The 18,564-nt window shown below is 44.5% G+C and carries 15 protein-coding genes; 3 read left to right on the top strand and 12 right to left on the bottom strand.

Annotated elements, in window-relative coordinates; all coding sequences use genetic code 11:
• Positions 1–12 precede the first annotated feature (12 nt).
• The 5 genes from whiA to AC4HAF_RS02130 form a co-directional block, all read right to left on the bottom strand.
• On the bottom strand, positions 13–924 hold the full coding sequence (gene whiA, locus AC4HAF_RS02150; RefSeq protein ID WP_491096476.1) for a DNA-binding protein WhiA: 912 nt from the start codon (positions 922–924) through the stop codon (positions 13–15).
• A complete protein-coding gene (locus AC4HAF_RS02145; RefSeq protein ID WP_491090842.1) occupies positions 921–1,898 on the bottom strand; it encodes a YvcK family protein in 978 nt (325 codons plus the stop codon). The genes whiA and AC4HAF_RS02145 overlap by 4 nt, the downstream gene beginning before the upstream one ends.
• On the bottom strand, positions 1,895–2,785 hold the full coding sequence (gene rapZ / locus AC4HAF_RS02140) for an RNase adapter RapZ (RefSeq protein WP_491096475.1): 891 nt from the start codon (positions 2,783–2,785) through the stop codon (positions 1,895–1,897). The genes AC4HAF_RS02145 and rapZ overlap by 4 nt, the downstream gene beginning before the upstream one ends.
• Complete coding sequence (locus AC4HAF_RS02135) at positions 2,778–3,551, bottom strand: DUF1003 domain-containing protein (RefSeq protein WP_491096474.1); 774 nt, start codon at positions 3,549–3,551, stop codon at positions 2,778–2,780. Before AC4HAF_RS02135 ends, rapZ begins: the two co-directional genes overlap by 8 nt.
• Positions 3,552–3,656: 105 nt before the next feature.
• Positions 3,657–4,265: a TetR/AcrR family transcriptional regulator gene (locus AC4HAF_RS02130; protein ID WP_491096473.1), complete on the bottom strand. Its 609-nt coding sequence runs from the start codon at positions 4,263–4,265 to the stop codon at positions 3,657–3,659.
• A 373-nt stretch (positions 4,266–4,638) separates the two neighbouring features.
• On the opposite strand from AC4HAF_RS02130, the gene AC4HAF_RS02125 reads away from it, so the two are divergent.
• Positions 4,639–6,441 carry an acyl-CoA dehydratase activase gene (locus AC4HAF_RS02125; RefSeq protein ID WP_491096472.1) on the top strand — a complete coding sequence of 601 codons (1,803 nt, stop codon included), beginning with the start codon at positions 4,639–4,641 and terminating at the stop codon, positions 6,439–6,441.
• 11 nt (positions 6,442–6,452) lie between these two features.
• Entirely contained in the window at positions 6,453–9,038 is a 2,586-nt protein-coding gene (locus AC4HAF_RS02120) for an acyl-CoA dehydratase activase-related protein (RefSeq protein WP_491096471.1), read from the top strand.
• Between the two features lie 125 nt (positions 9,039–9,163).
• On the opposite strand, the gene AC4HAF_RS02115 is transcribed toward AC4HAF_RS02120, so the two are convergent.
• From AC4HAF_RS02115 to AC4HAF_RS02090, 6 genes are all read right to left on the bottom strand, one after another.
• Complete coding sequence (locus AC4HAF_RS02115; protein WP_491096470.1) at positions 9,164–9,541, bottom strand: RidA family protein; 378 nt, start codon at positions 9,539–9,541, stop codon at positions 9,164–9,166.
• Between the two features lie 28 nt (positions 9,542–9,569).
• On the bottom strand, positions 9,570–10,661 hold the full coding sequence (locus AC4HAF_RS02110; RefSeq protein ID WP_491096469.1) for an iron-containing alcohol dehydrogenase family protein: 1,092 nt from the start codon (positions 10,659–10,661) through the stop codon (positions 9,570–9,572).
• A gap of 238 nt (positions 10,662–10,899) precedes the next feature.
• Positions 10,900–12,246: an asparagine--tRNA ligase gene (asnS, locus tag AC4HAF_RS02105; RefSeq protein ID WP_491096468.1), complete on the bottom strand. Its 1,347-nt coding sequence runs from the start codon at positions 12,244–12,246 to the stop codon at positions 10,900–10,902.
• A 26-nt stretch (positions 12,247–12,272) separates the two neighbouring features.
• The gene (locus tag AC4HAF_RS02100; RefSeq protein ID WP_491090856.1) at positions 12,273–12,788 is read right to left on the bottom strand and encodes a protease inhibitor I42 family protein; all 516 of its coding nucleotides are present in this window, start codon (positions 12,786–12,788) and stop codon (positions 12,273–12,275) included.
• Positions 12,789–12,791: 3 nt separating this feature from the next.
• Entirely contained in the window at positions 12,792–13,973 is a 1,182-nt protein-coding gene (locus tag AC4HAF_RS02095; protein ID WP_491090857.1) for a pyridoxal phosphate-dependent aminotransferase, read from the bottom strand.
• A 239-nt stretch (positions 13,974–14,212) separates the two neighbouring features.
• On the bottom strand, positions 14,213–16,678 hold the full coding sequence (locus AC4HAF_RS02090) for a bifunctional DnaQ family exonuclease/ATP-dependent helicase (RefSeq protein ID WP_491096467.1): 2,466 nt from the start codon (positions 16,676–16,678) through the stop codon (positions 14,213–14,215).
• A gap of 161 nt (positions 16,679–16,839) precedes the next feature.
• On the opposite strand from AC4HAF_RS02090, the gene AC4HAF_RS02085 reads away from it, so the two are divergent.
• Positions 16,840–17,673 (top strand): alpha/beta hydrolase, encoded by an 834-nt coding sequence (locus AC4HAF_RS02085; RefSeq protein ID WP_027976396.1) that lies wholly within the window; start codon positions 16,840–16,842, stop codon positions 17,671–17,673.
• A 78-nt stretch (positions 17,674–17,751) separates the two neighbouring features.
• Here the strand turns inward: AC4HAF_RS02085 and AC4HAF_RS02080 are convergent, their stop codons facing one another.
• On the bottom strand, positions 17,752–18,504 hold the full coding sequence (locus AC4HAF_RS02080) for an esterase family protein (protein ID WP_491096466.1): 753 nt from the start codon (positions 18,502–18,504) through the stop codon (positions 17,752–17,754).
• Positions 18,505–18,564 lie beyond the last annotated feature (60 nt).

The following is an 18,564-nucleotide window of genomic DNA, read 5'->3' as shown; positions in this document are numbered from 1 at the left end:
GTGTCTCCTTTTTTATAATTCTTCTGCTATTTTATTGATCTTTCTGAGTCTGTGATTGACCCCGCTCTTAGTCAGCGGCGCATCTAAGCTGTCAGCAATCTGCTGGATGGAAAAATCTGGGTTGGCGACTCGTATTTGAGCAATCTGCTGCAGTTCTACCGGCAGACTTTCCAAACCGACGCTGTCTCTGATTTTAATGATATTATTGATTGTTTTCATGCTGGCACTGATGGTTCTGGCAATATTAGCTGTTTCGGCATTGCTGGCCCGATTGACATCATTTCTGGTTTCTCGCATGATTTTGATTTTTTCAAAGGCCAGCATGGCTTCCATACTGCCGATGATAATCAAAAAATCCATAATATCTTCAGCCTTTTGCAGGTAAGTAACCGCACCGTGCTTGTGTTCAATGACCTTGGCATCCAGCATGAATTTTTGCATCAGTTGGGCTAAATCTTCCGCATGGTCCAGGTAAACAGAGAAAATTTCCAGCTGATATTTGCCGGATTCCGGATCCCGAATAGAACCGGTAGACAAAAACGCCCCCCGCAAGTAAGAACGTCCGGCATCATCATCCGACAGGATTTTTCCCTGGATGCCCGTCTCAATACCAAAGAATGAGTCTGACAGCTGCAGATCTGACAGGATGCTGTCCACATGGCAGTCAAGAAAAACGGTGTAGACGCGGTTTTTTCTCAGATTAGTCTTTTGATGGTACTTGATCTCGGGGACAATTTGGTAAAACTGCTCCAGCAGGGCATAGATATGACGGGCAATTTTTGCATTTTCGGTAATAATGGACAAAGTCAGGCCTTGATGCGTCAAACCCAGATTGCCTGACATTTTAATAATAGCTGACAATTCGTTTTTGTCAGCTGATTCCAAATTTAAAATTTCTTCTTTGACAGATGTCGTAAAACTCATAATTCCTTCATTCTAATCAGGCTCATCAATTCGGCAACAACACTGTCACCATTGTGAAAGGCTCCGCCATTTTCCAGACAGAGGAAATTTGATGAGACGACTCTTGGTACCTGCTCTTTAAGACCGGCAAAATCGTGCTCTACTTGAACCAGATACTCGTCAAATTTATTAGAATTCATATATTCCTTAGGTACCTTTTCAACATTGACCAAGACGGTATCAATAAATTTTTGCCCTAAATGCCGATTGAGCACGCGCACATGGTCGGCATCGGTAAAATGCTCTGTCTCACCGTACTGTGTCATGATGTTACAGACATAAGCCACCTCTGCCTTCGTTTGACAAAGTGCCTGACCAATCTCATCAATGACTAAATTCGGCAAAATGGATGTAAAGAGTGAGCCCGGACCTAAAACAATCATGTCACTGTCCATAATGGCATCAACAACCTTGCGGCTGGCCGCTGGTTTTATATCATCGTAGCTGTTGGTGACATAAACATGGTCTATCATTCCCTTATGCTTAGCAATCTGGCTCTCACCGACAACTTCCTGACCGTCCTGAAAGACCGCATGGAGTGTCAGAGCTTTTTCACTGGAGGGATAGATTTTGCCGGTAACGTGGAAAAATTTTGACAGAATCTGCATGGCATTGTAGGTAGAGCCTTGCATTTCTGAAATACCGGCAATGATTAAATTGCCAAGCGGGTGCCCGGCAAGCGCCCCGTCCTCGGCATTAAAACGGTACTGGAAAATCTTCTCGTAAAATCTGGGCATATCGCTCATCGCTACTAAAACATTGCGAAGATCGCCGGGAGGTGTCATCTGCATGACGTGGCGAATAGCACCTGAGCTGCCGCCATCATCTGCTACCGTGACAATAGCTGTAATATCCACATCTTCATGACGCAGACTGCTTAAAAGGACAGGCAGGCCTGTACCGCCGCCGATAAGGGTTATTCTTGGTTTTCTCATGAGCGATTCACTGTCTCCTTACGTCGATTCTTATCACGATGGCTTTCATGAACGGTCCAATTTTGCTTCAGATCTTCCGCCAAACGATGGGCAAAGGCCACGCTGCGGTGCTGGCCGCCTGTGCAACCGATAGCGATGGTTAAAACAGATTTCCCTTCCTTTTGATAGCCCGGCAGAATAGGTTTTAACAGCGCTAAAAGATGTTGGTAAAATTCTTCTGATTCCTCGTGATCCATAACATAGTCTGAGACATCTTTGTCAAGCCCAGTTTTGTCGCGCAGTTCAGGTTTATAGTATGGATTGGGCAGAAAACGCACATCAAATACCAAGTCGGCATCCAAAGGCAGACCGTATTTAAACCCAAAACTGACAACTTCCAGGTGAAAGCTGTCCTGGTCTTTTTCACCTGAAAACTGATCTGAAATGGTTTTGCGCAGCTGCCGCGGTGTTAATTCTGTCGTATCAACAACATTCTGACTGAGATTTTTTAAAGGAGCCAGAAGTTTTCGCTCAAGGGCAATACCGTCCAAGACACGCCCGGTCGTTGCCAAAGGATGGCTGCGGCGGGTTTCTTTGTAGCGTGACACCAGCTCACTGTCAGTAGCATCTAAAAAGAGAATGCGAAAATTAATAGAATCATTCAGTTCTATCTTGTCCAAAATTGAGCTGACTTCCTTGAAAAAAAGACGGCTGCGCATATCAACGACCAGGGCAACCTTATCATTTTCACCGCTGCTTTCAACCAATTCCAAAAATTTAGGCACTAAGGCCGGCGGCATATTATCAATCGTAAAGTAACCTAAGTCTTCAAAAGACTGGATGGCAACGGTTTTCCCGGCACCGCTCATGCCTGTGACAATGACAAGATCAATTTTTTTGTCAGACATTTTCACTACTCCTTTTTTCTAACTCTCCCACTTTTTCAATCAAGGCCTGATTTTGCTCCTGCATATCTGCTAACTGTTTGGTGATAGAAACCAGCATTTCTGCCTGCAGTTTCTGAATTTCCAAAAGATCTGACTGGTCTTGGTGCACCAAGTGGTCAATTTTAGCATGCAGCAGCCTTACGCCCTCTTCAGATTTCTTGTTAACATTATAATCGTTTTTAGCCTGCAGACGGTCATAGTCCGAAGCACGGTTTTGGCTCATCATAATCAAGGGAGCCTGGATGGCCGCTAAGGTAGACAGAGCCAAATTCAAGAGAATGAAAGGATAGGCATCAAAGACCAAACCAAAGGGTTTGATAACATTGAAAGCCATCCAAAGAATCATCAAGGCGACAAAGCAGATGATGAAGGTCCATGAACCGCCAAAGCGCGCGACATCATCAGCTATCCGCTGACCAAATGTAATTTTACTGTCCCACTCTTCCTGCAGATCTAAGGGCTTATAATCTTGATTCTTAGTTACTTCATAGACCGTTTCACGGACATAATCGTTCTTTTTATTGGCTTTTTTAACAATTTCCTGTAAAAACATCAAGCGATACTGCGCCAGATTCTTATGGCTGATAAAGCTTTGCTCAGTCAGCTGAGGATGATGCTGCAAGAGGAGCTTTTGCAGTCGCTTATCCAAATCAGATAAAAAAACCCCTTCCTCTAACAGATAGCTTTTATGGTCAATAGCATCCACTAACCGTTCATCCTTGGTCATATCCTGCCTTCTTTCTATTGCTTCTATTATAGCAAAAAAAACCGCTTCAGCGGACTTTTTTAAGAGGCGGATCGCTAAAAAACGGACCTGAAACAGCGCCCGCTTTTAATCACGGTTAATCGTTACCCCCAGAACAGTTAAATGCCCATTGCTGACCAGAGTAATAACCAGGCGTGCCAGTTCTTTAGCGGGCATGTCAAAATCAGATTTGATCCACCACATGAGCGTTCCTGTAAAAATACTGGTCAGATAAGCAACAATAAAATCCGTAGGCACTGACTCTCCGGATTCTGTAACATTTAATTTTTCCAGCAAATCAGCATACTTTTCTCTTAAGAGCTTACTAAAATTTTCCTGCATGATTTCCTGCGAAATACTCTTTAAAGCAATCTTGGCAATGGAGCGATTTTTCTCCAGACTGTGATAGAAATTGGCCAACAAATTTTCAGCTTTTCTCACCTGCACGATATCGCCGTTTGTCACCTGAGCCGCATCAATCATATCAGATAACTGCTGCAGCAGCTGCCTGTGAATCCCCTGCTGCAGCTCATCCTTGTCCGCATAATGGGCATAAAATGTCGCACGGTTAATCATGGCTTCATCGGCAATGTCCTGCACTGTAATTTTTTCATAAGGCTTTTCACTCAAAAGCTTAGTAAAAGCATCAAAAATCAGTTTTTCTGTCCGCAGGTAACGAATATCTGTAAATTTCATGAGCATTCTTTCTATTAAGACTAAACATATTCTCTAATCAATTCACTGAAACAGTCACCCGGATCAGCCATCATAAGCAACACTTTGTTTCAGGGTGTTGTTTAAGCAACAGTTTTCAAAAAATCAACGATTGAATTTGTCTTGCTGAGTTCTATAATAATATTATAACAGACAGACTGTTGACTAAGCAACAGATTGTTGCAGGGCCGACAGCCTGTCGCCTAAAATAAAAGAAAGGACCAAAACGGGCAAAATTTCAGCAGCTCATGCTGTCTTGTTCAGATTTTCAGAGCTATCAAACTTGTCATAAGCTCAGTATCTGGACAGACTTCTCCATTTTCTGCCGTTTTTTGCCTGTATGTGCTGTCTTACTATGTATAAAGCAGGAATTGATGTTGGATCAACAACCGTTAAGCTGGTTGTCTTTGATGAAGACTATCATTTAATTTTTTCACGCTATGAACGCCATTTTTCAGATGTCAAAACTGCTACTGTCAAAGTACTGAGAGAAGCTATTGCTGACATCGGCGATCAAAAGGTCAGTATTGCTATCACCGGTTCAGGGGGAATCGGCCTGTCTGATGCTGCTGATATTCCCTTTGTCCAAGAGGTTATTGCGGCTACTACAACAGTTGAAAAACTGATTCCTGAAACCGATGTGGTGATTGAGCTGGGCGGTGAAGATGCTAAGATGACCTTCTTTGGCGATACCCTGGAGCAGCGGATGAACGGGACCTGTGCGGGCGGTACCGGAGCCTTTATTGACCAAATGGCAGAGCTTTTAAAGACTGATGCCAACGGGGTTAATGAACTTGCCAAGAATTATGAAACCATCTATTCCATTGCCAGCCGCTGCGGAGTCTTTGCTAAAACCGATGTGCAGCCTCTCATCAACGAAGGCGCCCGCAAAGAAGACATTGCCGCTTCTATTTTTCAAGCTGTGGTTAATCAAACGATTGCAGGTCTTGCTTCAGGCCGTAAGATTACAGGGAACATAGCCTTTTTAGGCGGTCCGCTTTTCTTTATGAGTGAGCTGCGTCAGCGTTTCATCGAGACTTTAAATATTGCCCCTGAACATGTGATTTTCCCAGAAAATCCACAGCTCTTTGTTGCCATGGGAGCAGCTCTTGAAGAAGAGCAGGCCCAGCTGAGCCTGACACAAATTATTGACAATCTTGAAAAAAATACCTCGCAATCCTTGGTTCCTCAAAATACCTTGGACTGTCTTTTTAAAAATCAAGCAGATCTGGAAGACTGGCGTGAGCGCCATGATGAAGCCAGCGCTCAGTACAGGGACATCGGCAGCGTTTCTGGTCCCGTTTTCTTAGGGATAGATGCCGGTTCGACAACTTCAAAAGTCATCTTAACGGATCCCAGCGGCAGCATTCTCTTCCAGCACTACAGCAACAACCAAGGCCAGCCCTTGGAAAATATCATTGCTGTTCTGAAAAAATTGTACCGCCAATTGCCTGATGAAGCCTTTATTGCCCGCTCCTGCGTGACCGGCTACGGCGAAAACCTAATCAAAGCCGCTCTGCGTGTGGATTACGGTGAGGTTGAAACGGTCGCCCACTTCAAGGCCGCCAATTATTTCAATCCCGGTGTTGACTTTATTTTAGATATCGGCGGTCAAGACATGAAAGCCATGTCTGTCCAAGACGGAGCGCTGTCGAGCATCCAGCTCAACGAAGCTTGTTCGTCGGGCTGCGGTTCTTTCATTGAAACCTTCGCCAAATCGCTTAAATACGATGTCAGAGATTTCGCTCAGGCTGCTCTGTTGGCTGAACATCCTGTTGATTTGGGATCAAAATGTACCGTTTTTATGAATTCAAAAGTCAAGCAAGTTCAAAAAGAAGGTGCCACCGTTGCTGATATTTCTGCCGGACTTTCTTACTCAGTCATTAAAAATGCGCTCTATAAGGTTATCAAACTCAAGCGCCCTGAAGATTTAGGCGAAAAAATTGTCTGCCAGGGCGGCACCTTTTACAATGAGGCAGTCCTTCGCGCCTTTGAACTGGTATCAGGCCGCCAAGTCGTTCGTCCCAATATCGCCGGGCTTATGGGTGCTTATGGCTGTGCACTCATTGCTCAGGAAAAATACGAAGACGAGCTTGCCTTGGAACATCAAGGACAAACAGATCAAACTGCTGACCGGCCGGAAATAGCTATGGCCTAAAGGAGAATGCTATGTCTGAACAACTGACTCAACGCAAACGTTCAAGCATCATGAATCTGGATGAATTAGATACGTTTACTGCTGAAAAAGAATTCACACGCTGCGGTCTGTGTGAAAACAACTGCGCCCTGACTGTCACTATTTTCAGCGACGGTTCAAAATTTGTTACCGGCAATCGCTGCGAACGCGGGGCTGAAAAGGTTACTAAGATTAAATTTGACCGCAGCCGGCAAAAAGAAAATCTGGTTGATTACAAATACAAAAAACTCTTTAAGTTTAAAGCATTGTCAAAACGCGATGCCGTTCACGGTGTGATAGGCATTCCGCGGGTGCTCAATATGTATGAAAATTATCCTCTCTGGCATACAATACTGACTGACCTTGGTTTTCGCGTACAAATCTCACCGAAATCTGACAAGAAACTTTTTGAAAAAGGAATCGAAACGATTCCGAGCGACACAGTCTGCTACCCTGCCAAGATGGTGCACGGCCATATCCAAGCCCTGATTGACAAAAAGGTTGATGCCATTTTTTACCCAAGTGTTATCTATGAACGCATGGAAAACAGTAAGGCACCCAACCATTACAACTGCCCTATCGTCCAAGGTTATCCGGAAGTGATTGAAAAAAATATGGATCCCATTCGTGACGGCCAAGTTAAATTTTATCACCCATTCGTCAATTTAGCTGACCCGGAAACCCTTGTTCACTCTCTGAAACAAGCCTTTGCGAACTACGATGACATAACAGCCGAAAAAATTCGTAAGGCTGTTGAACATGGCTACCAAGCTTTGGCTGATTTCAAGGCTGATTTGCAGGCCAAGGCTGATGAGCTGCTGACCGCCCTCAGCATGAAGGGAGAAAAAGCAATCGTTCTCTCTGGACGCCCTTATCATCTTGACCCGGAAATTAATCACGGCATTGCCAATATCATCGTTCAGGAAGGTTTTCATGTTTTGACAGAAGATATGGTCTCAGGCTTAGAAGAAGTCTCTGGTTTGCGCGTTATCAATCAATGGGTCTACCATTCCCGTCTCTATGCAGCAGCCAAAGTCGTCGCTAAAAATCCCAATCTGGAATTGGTTCAATTAAACAGTTTCGGCTGCGGTCTTGATGCCGTAACGACTGACCAAGTTGAAGAAATCATGCGCGGCCACAACAAACTCTATACCGTCCTTAAAATTGATGAAGGCAGCAATATGGGAGCTATCCGCATCCGCCTGCGTTCGCTCAAGGCCGCTGTCAAAGAGCGCGATAATAAACTTAAAAAAGCCAACTTAAATCACATCTTCAATCAAACGCCGCAATTTATCAGTGACAGTCAAGGCGGTGAAGAGGAAGATATGCCGGCCGATAAACCTGTCTTCACTAAAGCAATGAAAAAAACGCATACGCTGCTCATGCCCATGCTGTCTCCCATTCACCAAAACGGGCTGATCGAAGAAGCCTTCAAGCAAGCCGGTTACAATGTTGTTATCCTGCCTGCCATGGACCGAAAAGCCGTTGATGTCGGTCTCAAGTTTGTCCACAATGACGCCTGTTACCCTGCTATCATCACTATCGGCCAGCTGGTTGAAGCCTTAGAAAGCGGCAAATACGACCTCAGCAACACCAGTGTCATGATGACTCAGACAGGCGGCGGCTGCCGGGCAACAAATTATATCCCACTCTTGCGCAAGGCCTTAAAAGATGCAGGCTTCCCGCAAATTCCGGTTGTTTCGATTTCCATGGGCAATCAGGGGACAGAAGAAACCCCGGGCTGGAATATTACGCTTCCTTTTGTCAAACGGCTCCTCATTGCCGTGCTCTATGGTGATCTTTTCGAACGTGTTCTCTACCGTGTCCGTCCTTACGAAAAAGTCCCCGGCACGGCCAACGCCCTCTATGATAAATGGCTGAGCACCGCCAAGAAAAATATCAAATCCGGTTCTTACTTCGAATTCAACCGCAACATGAAACGGATCATCAAGGAATTTGATCAGCTTGAAACGGTTGATTTTGACAAAAAACCCCGTGTTGGTGTGGTTGGCGAAATTCTAGTTAAATACGCACCTACTGCTAATAACGACATCGTCGGTATTATCGAAAGGGAAGGCGGTGAGGCCGTCGTTCCTGATTTGATCGGTTTTATGAACTACTCCCTTTTCAACCAAATTTGGAAGGCTGATGAACTCAATATGAGCCAAAAGACCAAGCGTCTGGCTAAACTGGGCATTGATGCCATCAATCTCCTTGAAAAACCGGTGAATAAGGCCCTTGAAAAATCGCAGCGCTTTGAAGGCATCGAATCTATTTATGACATTGCTGACGGTGCATCCAAAATTATTTCCATTGGCAATCATACTGGTGAAGGCTGGTTTTTGACAGGTGAGATGATCGAACTTCTCAACAACAACGTTAAAAATATTGTCTGTCTGCAGCCGTTCGGCTGTCTGCCAAATCACATTGTTGGTAAAGGCATGATCAAGGAGCTGCGCCGCCAATACAAGGGGGCTAATATCGCTCCAATCGACTACGATCCGGGCTCATCAGAAGTCAACCAGCTCAACCGTATTCGTCTCATGATGACCACAGCCAAGAAAATGCAAAAAACTTAAAAACTTGCTGACTGACATAAAAAAGCAAACCAATCAAGTTCTTCACCAATTGGTTTGCTTTTTTTCTTTTTCAAACGTCAAAAACTCGGGCAGCATAAGCCCCGAGTTTTTTGATTCGTCTCTCATCAGTCAATATAAGCAATCACTTCAATTTCAATCTTAGCGTCTTTGGGCAGACGGGCAACCTCAACAGCTGAACGCGCCGGAAATTCCTGACCGAAAGCTGTCGCATAGACTTCATTGAAAGGTACAAAATCCTTGATGTCAGCTAAAAAGCAAGTCGTTTTGACAACATGGTCAAAGTCCGTGCCCGCTTCTGATAAGATAGCTGAGATATTCTTTAACACCTGCTGGGTTTGTTCCTGAATGGTTTCGCCGACAATGTCGCCTGTTTGGGGCGACAGGGCGATTTGGCCGGAGGCAAACAAAAGATTGCCGGCAATTTTTCCTTGAACGTAAGGCCCGATAGCTGCGGGCGCTTTATCTGTCTGAATTTTTTTCATAGCTCTTCCTTCTTTCTGTTTATCTGGTTTATAATTGCTGGCCCAGATCATCGACTGTCCGGATGGCCTGAGCAAATTTTTCAGGGTCAAAAGGCGTATTGCGGTATTCATTGGTTGTCAAAGCCACCTCAACAATCTTAGGAATATCGTCCTGACTCAAACCCAATTCTTGCAGGCTTACTGGCAGCCCTAATTCCTTGTTGAACTTGGCGACACGCTGCAGTTCTTCCTGCTCATCAAAATAAGCATGCAAAACCAATACACCGTAGGAAACAACCATACCGTGGAGATATTCCCCTTCACGCTTAATGGCAGTTGTTCCATTGTAAAAAGCATGCGCATGACAAGAATTGTAGTAAAAATCAGGCTGATTGACTAAATTAGAAGCATAGCCGGTTGATACCACAATATCAAGCGCAATCTCTTCCACTGCCTGAGAAGCCTTGTTATTGCGAACATCTTCCAATCCTTGCTGGCCATAGCGGTAAAAGGCGTCCTTTGAAGACAGAGCCACAGCCTCACCCAATGTTGCGGTATGAGGAAAGGCTGCTGCTCCTTTTTTCTTTGCTTCTGAAATCGCATGCTCTACCTCAGGAGCTTTCGAAATACCATCACCAATACCGGCCCAGAAGTATTTTTCAGGTGCTTTGGCAATGACTCGTGTATTGATGAAAATATGGAGCGGTGAGTCAGGATAGCCATATTTTAAAAGGGAATGGTCATCATTATAAACGACCGCTATTGCTGTTCCGGCTGAACAATTAGAACAAATCGTGGGGAAAGTAAAGGTCGGTTTATCCAGTTCTTTAGCAACCATTTTAGCGGTATCCAGTGCTTTTCCGCCGCCAAAACCAAAAATAGCATCCGCCCGCTGCACATCAGGATTAGCTGCCAGTTTATCAATGTTTGTTTGTGTCGAATCAACACCGTAAACAAAACTGCCCGTCACGTCAATATCTGCCTGTGCTAAAATAGCACGGACCTCATTCTCACTGCTGGCCAAGGCTCTTTTCCCTCCAATTAAGACCACACTTTTAATATGGTAGGGCTTTAAGACCTCAGGAATTTCCTGATAGCAGTCTTCACCGTAGCTGTAGTTTGCCATTACAGTAGTTGTCATTATATCTCCTCCTATGAAATAAGTGGCCATCGTCTTTTTCTAGGCGGTGACAATATCTATTAATGAGGCAGAAAGACAAAAAATGGTCTTCAAACAGCTTGAAAACCACCTCTTATAACTGCCTGATGCTTTCTATTATAGCAAAATATTCAGAAAATTAAAATAAAGACTTTATTAAAAAACCAGTCCCGGCTGCGGGACTGGCTGCCATCAGAAGCAAGCGCCAAATTAAGATAATTTACGGTTCAATCCGATGGAGCATCCGTGGGAAAGGAATGGCTTCACGGATATGTTTCGTTCCTGCCACAAAGGTTACCATGCGCTCTAAACCAAGACCAAATCCGCAGTGGGGAACAGAACCGTATTTGCGCAGGTCAAGATAAAAGGCGTAGTCATCCGGATTAAGGCCGTTCTCTTTAATTTTCTCAAGCAAGGTGTCATAATCCGTTTCACGTTCAGATCCGCCGATGATTTCACCATAGCCTTCCGGAGCAAGCAAGTCGGCACAAAGCACACGTTCTGGATTGCCCGGTACCGGTTTCATGTAAAAGGCTTTTAAGCTGGCCGGATAGTTGACGACAAAAGTTGGCAGGCCAAAGTAGTTGGAAATCCATGTTTCGTGGGGCGAGCCAAAATCATCGCCGTGCTCAACATGTTCATAATCGGCATCTTCATCTGCTTCATGCTCCTGAAGAAGTGTGATGGCATCATCGTACGATACACGCTTAAACGGTTCAGCAATGTATTTTCTGAGTAAATCAGCATCACGCTCTAAAATGTCAAGAGCCTGCGGTGCCCGATCGAGAACACCCTGAATAAGAGCCTTGACATAGGCTTCCTGCAAATCAAGGGACTGTTCATGTGACATGAACGGGTATTCCGCATCCATCATCCAAAATTCTGTCAGATGGCGGCGGGTTTTTGATTTTTCAGCACGGAATACCGGTCCGAAGTCAAAGACCCGTCCAAGCGCCATAGCACCTGCTTCCAGATAGAGCTGGCCGGACTGGCTGAGAAAGGCCGGCTCACCAAAGTAGTCTGTTTCAAAAAGATCGGTCGTGTTTTCAGCTGCATTGCCTGATAAGATCGGACTGTCAAATTTGATAAAGCCGTTTTGATCAAAAAATTCATAAGAAGCATAGATAACTGCATTACGAATCTGCATGATGGCCATCTGCTTGCGCGAACGCAGCCAGAGATGGCGGTGATCCATCAAAAAGTCTGTTCCGTGTTCTTTAGGCGTGATAGGATAATTTTCTGATTCGCCAACGACTTCAACACCTGTGACATCAAGCTCATAGCCGAATTTTGACCGTTCATCTTCCTTGACAACACCTGTTACCAAGACAGCTGTTTCTTGGTTGAGGTGCTTGATAGTATTGAATTTTTCGGTTCCTTCTTCTTCACCGAATTTTTCGATAAAGTTTGGTTTAAAAGCCACGCCCTGAAAAAAAGCGGAGCCGTCACGCAGCTGAAGAAAGGCAATTTTACCCTTGCCTGACTTGTTGGCAACCCAGCTGCCTATGGTTACCTCTTCGCCAACGTGTTTTGGAACATCGATAATGGATACTAAGTCTTTAGACATGTTTAGTGGTTCTCTTTTCTACTTTCTTATTTGCTTATGATTTCTTTGATGGAGATGAAGCTGATGACAGGTTCTGAGGAAGTCTTGCCATAGTGCCTTGTTCGACTTTCGACAGTCACAAGATAGTGTCTATCCAGAGACGTTTTTTCCCATGGACGTTTATAAGACAGTTTAAACTGGTGGCGGCCACTTGCCAGCACTTTCCCTTTAAGATAGGCAAGGTCTGAGCGTCCTGCCCACAATTGATAATCAGCTCCGTAAAACGGCGACAAATCTTCAGTGGTTATATCATCTAAATCCAGCTTTTCTGAAACATCACTGACTTTCCAGCCATAGCCGGTCGATCCATTGGAGACAAAAGTCAGCTTAAAGGTATCATCAGACTTTTGAATCTGAATGTCCCCTCGGTCAAAGGCAAGGTGCATGGCCTTATTTTTAACGGTCGTGAGCTCCCTTTTGGTTTGAAAAAGGACCCAGCTGAGACCTATGATGATTATAAGCAGAATGGCCGGGATGGCATAACGACGAAGTATTTTAGCCATGGCTTAGTTCTCCATAAAGACCTTGAGACGGCGGACTGCTTCTTTTAAGGTATCCATGTCAGTCGCATAGCTCATGCGGACATTTTCAGGAGCTCCAAAGCCTGCCCCCGTCACCAAAGCAACACCGACTTCTTCCAAAATAGCCGTTGTAAAGGCAGTCACATCTGTATAGCCTTTCATTTCCATGGCTTTTTTAACATTTGGAAAGAAGTAAAATGCTCCCTGCGGCTTCACTAACTCAAAACCGGGAACTTCTGCCAGCAGCGGATAGATCGTATTGAGACGTTCCTCAAAGGCCTGACGCATTTCTTCAACACTGTCCTGATCGCCGGTCAGAGCTTCAATAGCCGCATACTGAGCCGCAGTTGTCAAATTAGATGTTGTCTGGCTGACAATTTTTGAAATGGCTGCAACAATTTCAGAATCTGCAACAATATAGCCGACGCGCCAGCCGGTCATTGAATAAGTTTTGGAAACGCCATTGACAACAATCGTCTGCTTACGAATCGTTTCTGACAAACTTGAAATTGGAATAAATTCAGCACCGTTGTAAACCAAGCGGCCATATATGTCATCAGCCAAAATTAAAATATCATGTTCTACAGCCCAGTTGCCGATAGCTTCCAGCTCTTCTTTGCTGTAGATCATTCCTGTCGGATTGGAAGGGCTGTTGAGCAGAAGCATCTTAGTCTTATCTGTCCTTGCTGCTTCCAGCTGATCCAGACTGGCTTTAAAGTGATTGGCTTCACTGGTTTTGACAAAAACCGGAACCCCTTCATTCATCTTAATCTGATCAGCATAAGACACCCAAAAAGGCGTCGGAATGATGACCTCATCCCCTGAGTCAATAAGGGCGGCAAAGAGCGCATAAAGCATAAATTTAGCACCGGTTCCGGCAACGACCTGACTGCGCTCTACAGAATAGCCGTAAAATTTTTCAAAGTAGCGGCTGACGGCATCTTTTAGCTCAGGCAGGCCTGAGGCAACCGTATAAAATGAAGCGCTGCCGTCTTGGATAGACTTAATAGCTGCATCCTGAATATGCTTAGGCGTTATAAAGTCCGGCTGCCCCACAGAGAGCTCCAAAATATCCCGTCCCTGTGCTTTCAGTTCTTTGGCCCGTGCACTGGCAGCCAACGTAACTGATTCTTCCATCTCTAAAACACGCCTTGATAATTTAACCATCCTGTCTCCTTCTTCTCAAACACTGACTCATAGCATTATACACTAATACTTTTTATTATATCAAACATAGCCTAAATTTCAATTGCCATTTTGAATATTCTTAACGGTCCGCACAGCTAAAACTAAGATTTTAGAAAACGTTTGACTTGAAAAGATGCCTTCATTGTGTATTTATCATTTTCTTTCAGATTAGGTCAAAAAACAGGCATTTCAAAAAGGAGTGCCTGTTTTGGTTGATATCAAGACCTTAAAAAACGAGACGTTTCATCGAGGATTTTTTGAAATCCCTGACTGTTAAGAGGGAACTGTGCAGATAAGGCATCATAAATGGTCTTACCATATCTCTTGCGTATAATCCGGCTGTCTAAAATGACAATGGCTGACAGCTGGCTGCTGCTGCGCTTTGTTCGGCCGATAGCCTGCCGCAGGCGTAAAATTGCACTGGGCAGGGCATAATCATAGAAAGGATTCTTGCCTTCCTGTCTGAGCCTGCGATTCAGTTTTTTAACAAAGAAATTTTCAGGATTGTCAAAAGGCAGACGCGTAATAACTTCAATCAGCCGATCCTGCTCAACAAAATCAACTCCCTCCCAAAAACTGCCGGTTCCCAAAAGAAGACCAGTCTCTCCTCGGTCAAAGCGCCGTTTGACATTAAAAGCCGTCCCGTTTTTGTCCTGGGTTAAATGAGGCAGCTGAGCTTCATCAAGCCGTTCAGACACGGCAAACATTGTTTTTTTAGAATTAAAGAGCGCAAGCACAGGTTCTTGGAGCTGCGCCAAATGCAGCAGGCGCTCTGCCAGCAGATGCTCATAATCTGTATCTGACAGCTCACTGATATCAGGCATACTCTCATCAATCCAAATAGCCTGCTGCTTAGATTTATCACTGGGCACACTGTCAAAGCTAAAGGTTGTAAAGCCCAGCAGATTTGCTAGACTGACCTGAGGACTGATACGAAGGGTAGCCGAAACCAGATACGTTTTCTTGGTCGGCGGCAAAAAACCGGTGAAATCTGTAAAATCCAAGCGGGCAGACTTGAGCAGCACAAGCCGGTGATCCGGAGAAACTTCTTCTTCAAACCAAAAATCCGAAAAAGGCTCTGCAAACAGCTGCTGCAAATCAGCCAAATCCGCAAGATCAAGTTCTGCCAGATTCTGTCTCAGATGCTTGACATCCTCTTCTTTAAGCTGCTTTCTTCTTCGTTTATAAAAAAGCGTCAGCAAATGATTCAGTTCAAACTGGATGCTCTCCAGCAGCCGCTTCTCTAAAATATCCTGAGAATTTTCCAGGAGCTGACTCAATGTCTGCAAGGTCTTAGTCATGTTAAGCTGTTTTTGTGAAAATTGCTCCAAAGCTAAAAATAATTTTTGTGCCTCATCAATAACTAAAATCTGATTTTCTACAAAAGCCTTGTCATCTTCGATCCGTGTCAGCAGATAGGCATGATTGGTAATAATTATTCGGCTGTTCTGAGCCCTCTGATAGCTTTTTTGCCAGAAGTCGCAGCCGTCAAAAAGCGAGTGCCTGCTGAGACGGCCATCGTGCCTGATTTCATCGAAATAAGCGGCATAGCGCTGTTTCTGCCTGATTTCATCCAGATCACCGGTTTTTGTTTCCAGCAGCCAAACCAGAAGCTGCATTTTATAGCGGTTTAACAGACGGTTGTCATCGCTTCTTGCTAAAGTCTCGTAAAAACTGTCCAATTTGAGGTAGTTTTGAGGGCTTTTCAAACTGTGGCAGTTGAGGTGAAAAACCTCCCTCAATGCTTTGGCTTCATTAGCCATAATCTGATCCTGCAGCACCTTAGTCGGAACACTGACAATAATCTGCTCTGTCGCAGCATTATTAAGCAAAGGCAGCAGGTAGCCGTAGGTTTTGCCGATGCCTGACTGCGCTTCGATGAAGCTGGCTCTGGGATCGTCAAATTGTTTTTCAATAAGATTGGCAAATGCCAGCTGCTTGGGTCGGTCTTCAAGATTCAAAAGAGCAATATTGGTTGCAAAATCCTGAGATAAATGGCGTTCCTGCAGCACAGGCTCCTCTTTTCTTAAGACAAGTCCTGCTACTTCCTGATAGTCTTTTGTCAGGTGAACAGGAGCCAGCTCCAAGGCTTCTTCAATCGGAATCCTCGACTCATAAAGCAGACTGTCAGAAAAAGATAAAATTTTCTCCAGCGTTATCCTGGGCAAAGCAGCCATTTTCTTTTTCAGCTTTAAAAACAGCTCAGCGGTTGCTCTAGCGTCAGCGATTGCTGTATGGGCATCCGACAGTTCAATTTCCAAAAGTTCCGTCAGATTGCTTAGTGAATATTTTTCAAAAGTCGGGTAAAAAACCTGTGCCAGCTCAACTGTATCCACACGAGGGTTCAAAAGTTCATACCCTTCTAAAAAAAGATGTTCAGCCAAAAGATTGGCATCAAATTTAACATTGTGAGCAACAAAAATACAATCAGCAATCAGCTCGTAAATATCGGCAGCCACCTCGGAAAAATCAGGAGCTTTTTTTAAGCGGGCATCGGTAATCCCCGTCAAGCTGACAATGGCTGGAGAAAGCTTCTCGTGAGGATTGACATCCGTTGCATAAGTCTCTGTAATGCGATCATTTTCTATAATGACAATGCCCACCTGAATAATAGAAGCTGAACTGCTGGCACTTGTTGCTTCCAAATCTACCACAGCATACTTTCTTGAATTACGTTCCGTCATAACACTAAAATTATATCATATTTAAGGGGAAAATGATGGCTTATCCTCATTCCCAAATACCCAGACACAGGCTTCTCCCGCATGTGAAAATAGTTCTAGCTATTTTTTCAAAATGTTCTATGTTATAATAGGCTTAATTCTATTTTACAAGGGAGACTGCTGTGAAAAAGAAAACCAAGCTGAACAACTACTATCTTGAGATGAAAGAGCACTATTTGGAAGTCCCATACTATAAGGAAAAAAGACGGATTCGGGTGCTTCTGCCTAAGGACTACGACAAGGAAGACTGGGCTTCTTACCCCGTTCTCTACATGCATGACGGTCAAAATATCTTTTACAGCAAGGAATCTTATTCTGGTTATTCTTGGAAAATTATCCCTACCATTAAGCAGCACAAAGAGCTTCCCAAACTGATTATCGTGGGGATTGACAATGCCGGCACAAATCGGCTTAATGAATATGCTCCTTGGATGACAGATGTGGGAACAACACCCGAAACCGCCAGCAGCGGCGGCGATGGCATGGCTTATGGCGACTGGGTAGTCCATACGGTTAAACCCTTTATTGACGAACATTACAGAACCAAATCTGACCGCCAAAACACTTTACTGGCCGGCTCATCTATGGGCGGTATCATTACTGCTTACATGGGGGCAGCTTATCCTGATATCTTTGGCAATCTGGGCGTCTTTTCCTTAGCTTCCTGGTTTAGCGAACGTGATTTCCTGCGCTTTTGCGACCACCATCCTTTGAATAAAACCAGCAAGGTCTTCATTCAGGTCGGCACCAAGGAAGGCGACGAAGTGGACGAAGCCTTTGCTCCCAATATGAATCAGGCCTACATTGACTGCACTCTCCACTACTACCAATCTCTCCTGCGCACAAAGCATCCCATGGAAAACATTGATTTGCATATCATGGCCAACGAAATCCACCATGAAAAATACTGGGCCGATCATTTTATTGACTTTTTAAAATTCACCTTAAACGAATAAAGCAAAAAACATGACAGGCTGCTGCTTATCACAGCAGCCTGTCATGTTTTTATATGATTTAAAAATAATTCAGAAAAACTAAATCCGTCCTTCTTCTTCCAGTTTTCCTAAGAAATAGGGCATCTGCACGCGCCACCATTCCCAATCATGGGCAACATCATGCCCCCAAAAATCAAAACAGGCCGGAATTGATTTAGCTTCAAATGCTTCCCGAAGACGGATGGTATCAATCACATGCGGCTCTTCCCAAGCTCCCTGACCAACAGCCACAATAAAACGATTGCAGCGGTACTGATCCAAAAACCACGGATCATTCTGATTCCACAAATAATCGATAGGCGAATTGTAATAGACAGCTAAATCACCGGCAAAATCGCCTGTGAAAAAGCGCGCATCATAAACACCGGATAAGGCAACAGAAACATCAAAGAGATCCGGATGGCGCAGCGCAAAATTGACCGTATGAAAAGCTCCCATCGAACAGCCCGTAGCAATCATACCGCCGTCCCAATTGGATTCATAACGAATCAGCGGTACCAGTTCATGAATAATGTAGCGATCATAAGCTTCATGCGCTAAGGCCATATCATGACCCAACTTTCCTTCAGCCAGCCAAGATTCCTTATCCAGGGAATCGGGCGTGTAAAATTTAACCAAACCGCGGTTGATAAAATCCTGACAGGCTTCAATCATGCCAAAATCGCCATATTCATTTTGGCTGCCGCCTGACGATGGAAAAACAATGACGGGCTTGCCCGCATGGCCGTAAACATTAAAGTACATTTCCCGGCCGAGCTCTCCCGACCATTGGCTTCTTCTCTCAAAATGCATAGTTAAAATACCACTAGCGAATCAAAAAATACTTGAAATGGGGTAACAGCTTAAAATCAG

The organism is Streptococcus sp. ELY_90, assembly GCF_058314475.1.
The sequence above is the reverse complement of the archived record's forward strand: the minus strand, read 5'-3'. Positions and strand labels throughout refer to the sequence as shown.

Coding starts and splice junctions, on each gene's coding strand:
- whiA (WP_491096476.1), bottom strand. CDS start 924: ATGAGTTTTACGACATCTGTCAAAGAAGAAATTTTAAATTTGGAATCA.
- AC4HAF_RS02145 (WP_491090842.1), bottom strand. CDS start 1,898: ATGAGAAAACCAAGAATAACCCTTATCGGCGGCGGTACAGGCCTGCCT.
- rapZ (WP_491096475.1), bottom strand. CDS start 2,785: ATGTCTGACAAAAAAATTGATCTTGTCATTGTCACAGGCATGAGCGGT.
- AC4HAF_RS02135 (WP_491096474.1), bottom strand. CDS start 3,551: ATGACCAAGGATGAACGGTTAGTGGATGCTATTGACCATAAAAGCTAT.
- AC4HAF_RS02130 (WP_491096473.1), bottom strand. CDS start 4,265: ATGAAATTTACAGATATTCGTTACCTGCGGACAGAAAAACTGATTTTT.
- AC4HAF_RS02125 (WP_491096472.1), top strand. CDS start 4,639: ATGTATAAAGCAGGAATTGATGTTGGATCAACAACCGTTAAGCTGGTT.
- AC4HAF_RS02120 (WP_491096471.1), top strand. CDS start 6,453: ATGTCTGAACAACTGACTCAACGCAAACGTTCAAGCATCATGAATCTG.
- AC4HAF_RS02115 (WP_491096470.1), bottom strand. CDS start 9,541: ATGAAAAAAATTCAGACAGATAAAGCGCCCGCAGCTATCGGGCCTTAC.
- AC4HAF_RS02110 (WP_491096469.1), bottom strand. CDS start 10,661: ATGACAACTACTGTAATGGCAAACTACAGCTACGGTGAAGACTGCTAT.
- asnS (WP_491096468.1), bottom strand. CDS start 12,246: ATGTCTAAAGACTTAGTATCCATTATCGATGTTCCAAAACACGTTGGC.
- AC4HAF_RS02100 (WP_491090856.1), bottom strand. CDS start 12,788: ATGGCTAAAATACTTCGTCGTTATGCCATCCCGGCCATTCTGCTTATA.
- AC4HAF_RS02095 (WP_491090857.1), bottom strand. CDS start 13,973: ATGGTTAAATTATCAAGGCGTGTTTTAGAGATGGAAGAATCAGTTACG.
- AC4HAF_RS02090 (WP_491096467.1), bottom strand. CDS start 16,678: ATGACGGAACGTAATTCAAGAAAGTATGCTGTGGTAGATTTGGAAGCA.
- AC4HAF_RS02080 (WP_491096466.1), bottom strand. CDS start 18,504: ATGCATTTTGAGAGAAGAAGCCAATGGTCGGGAGAGCTCGGCCGGGAA.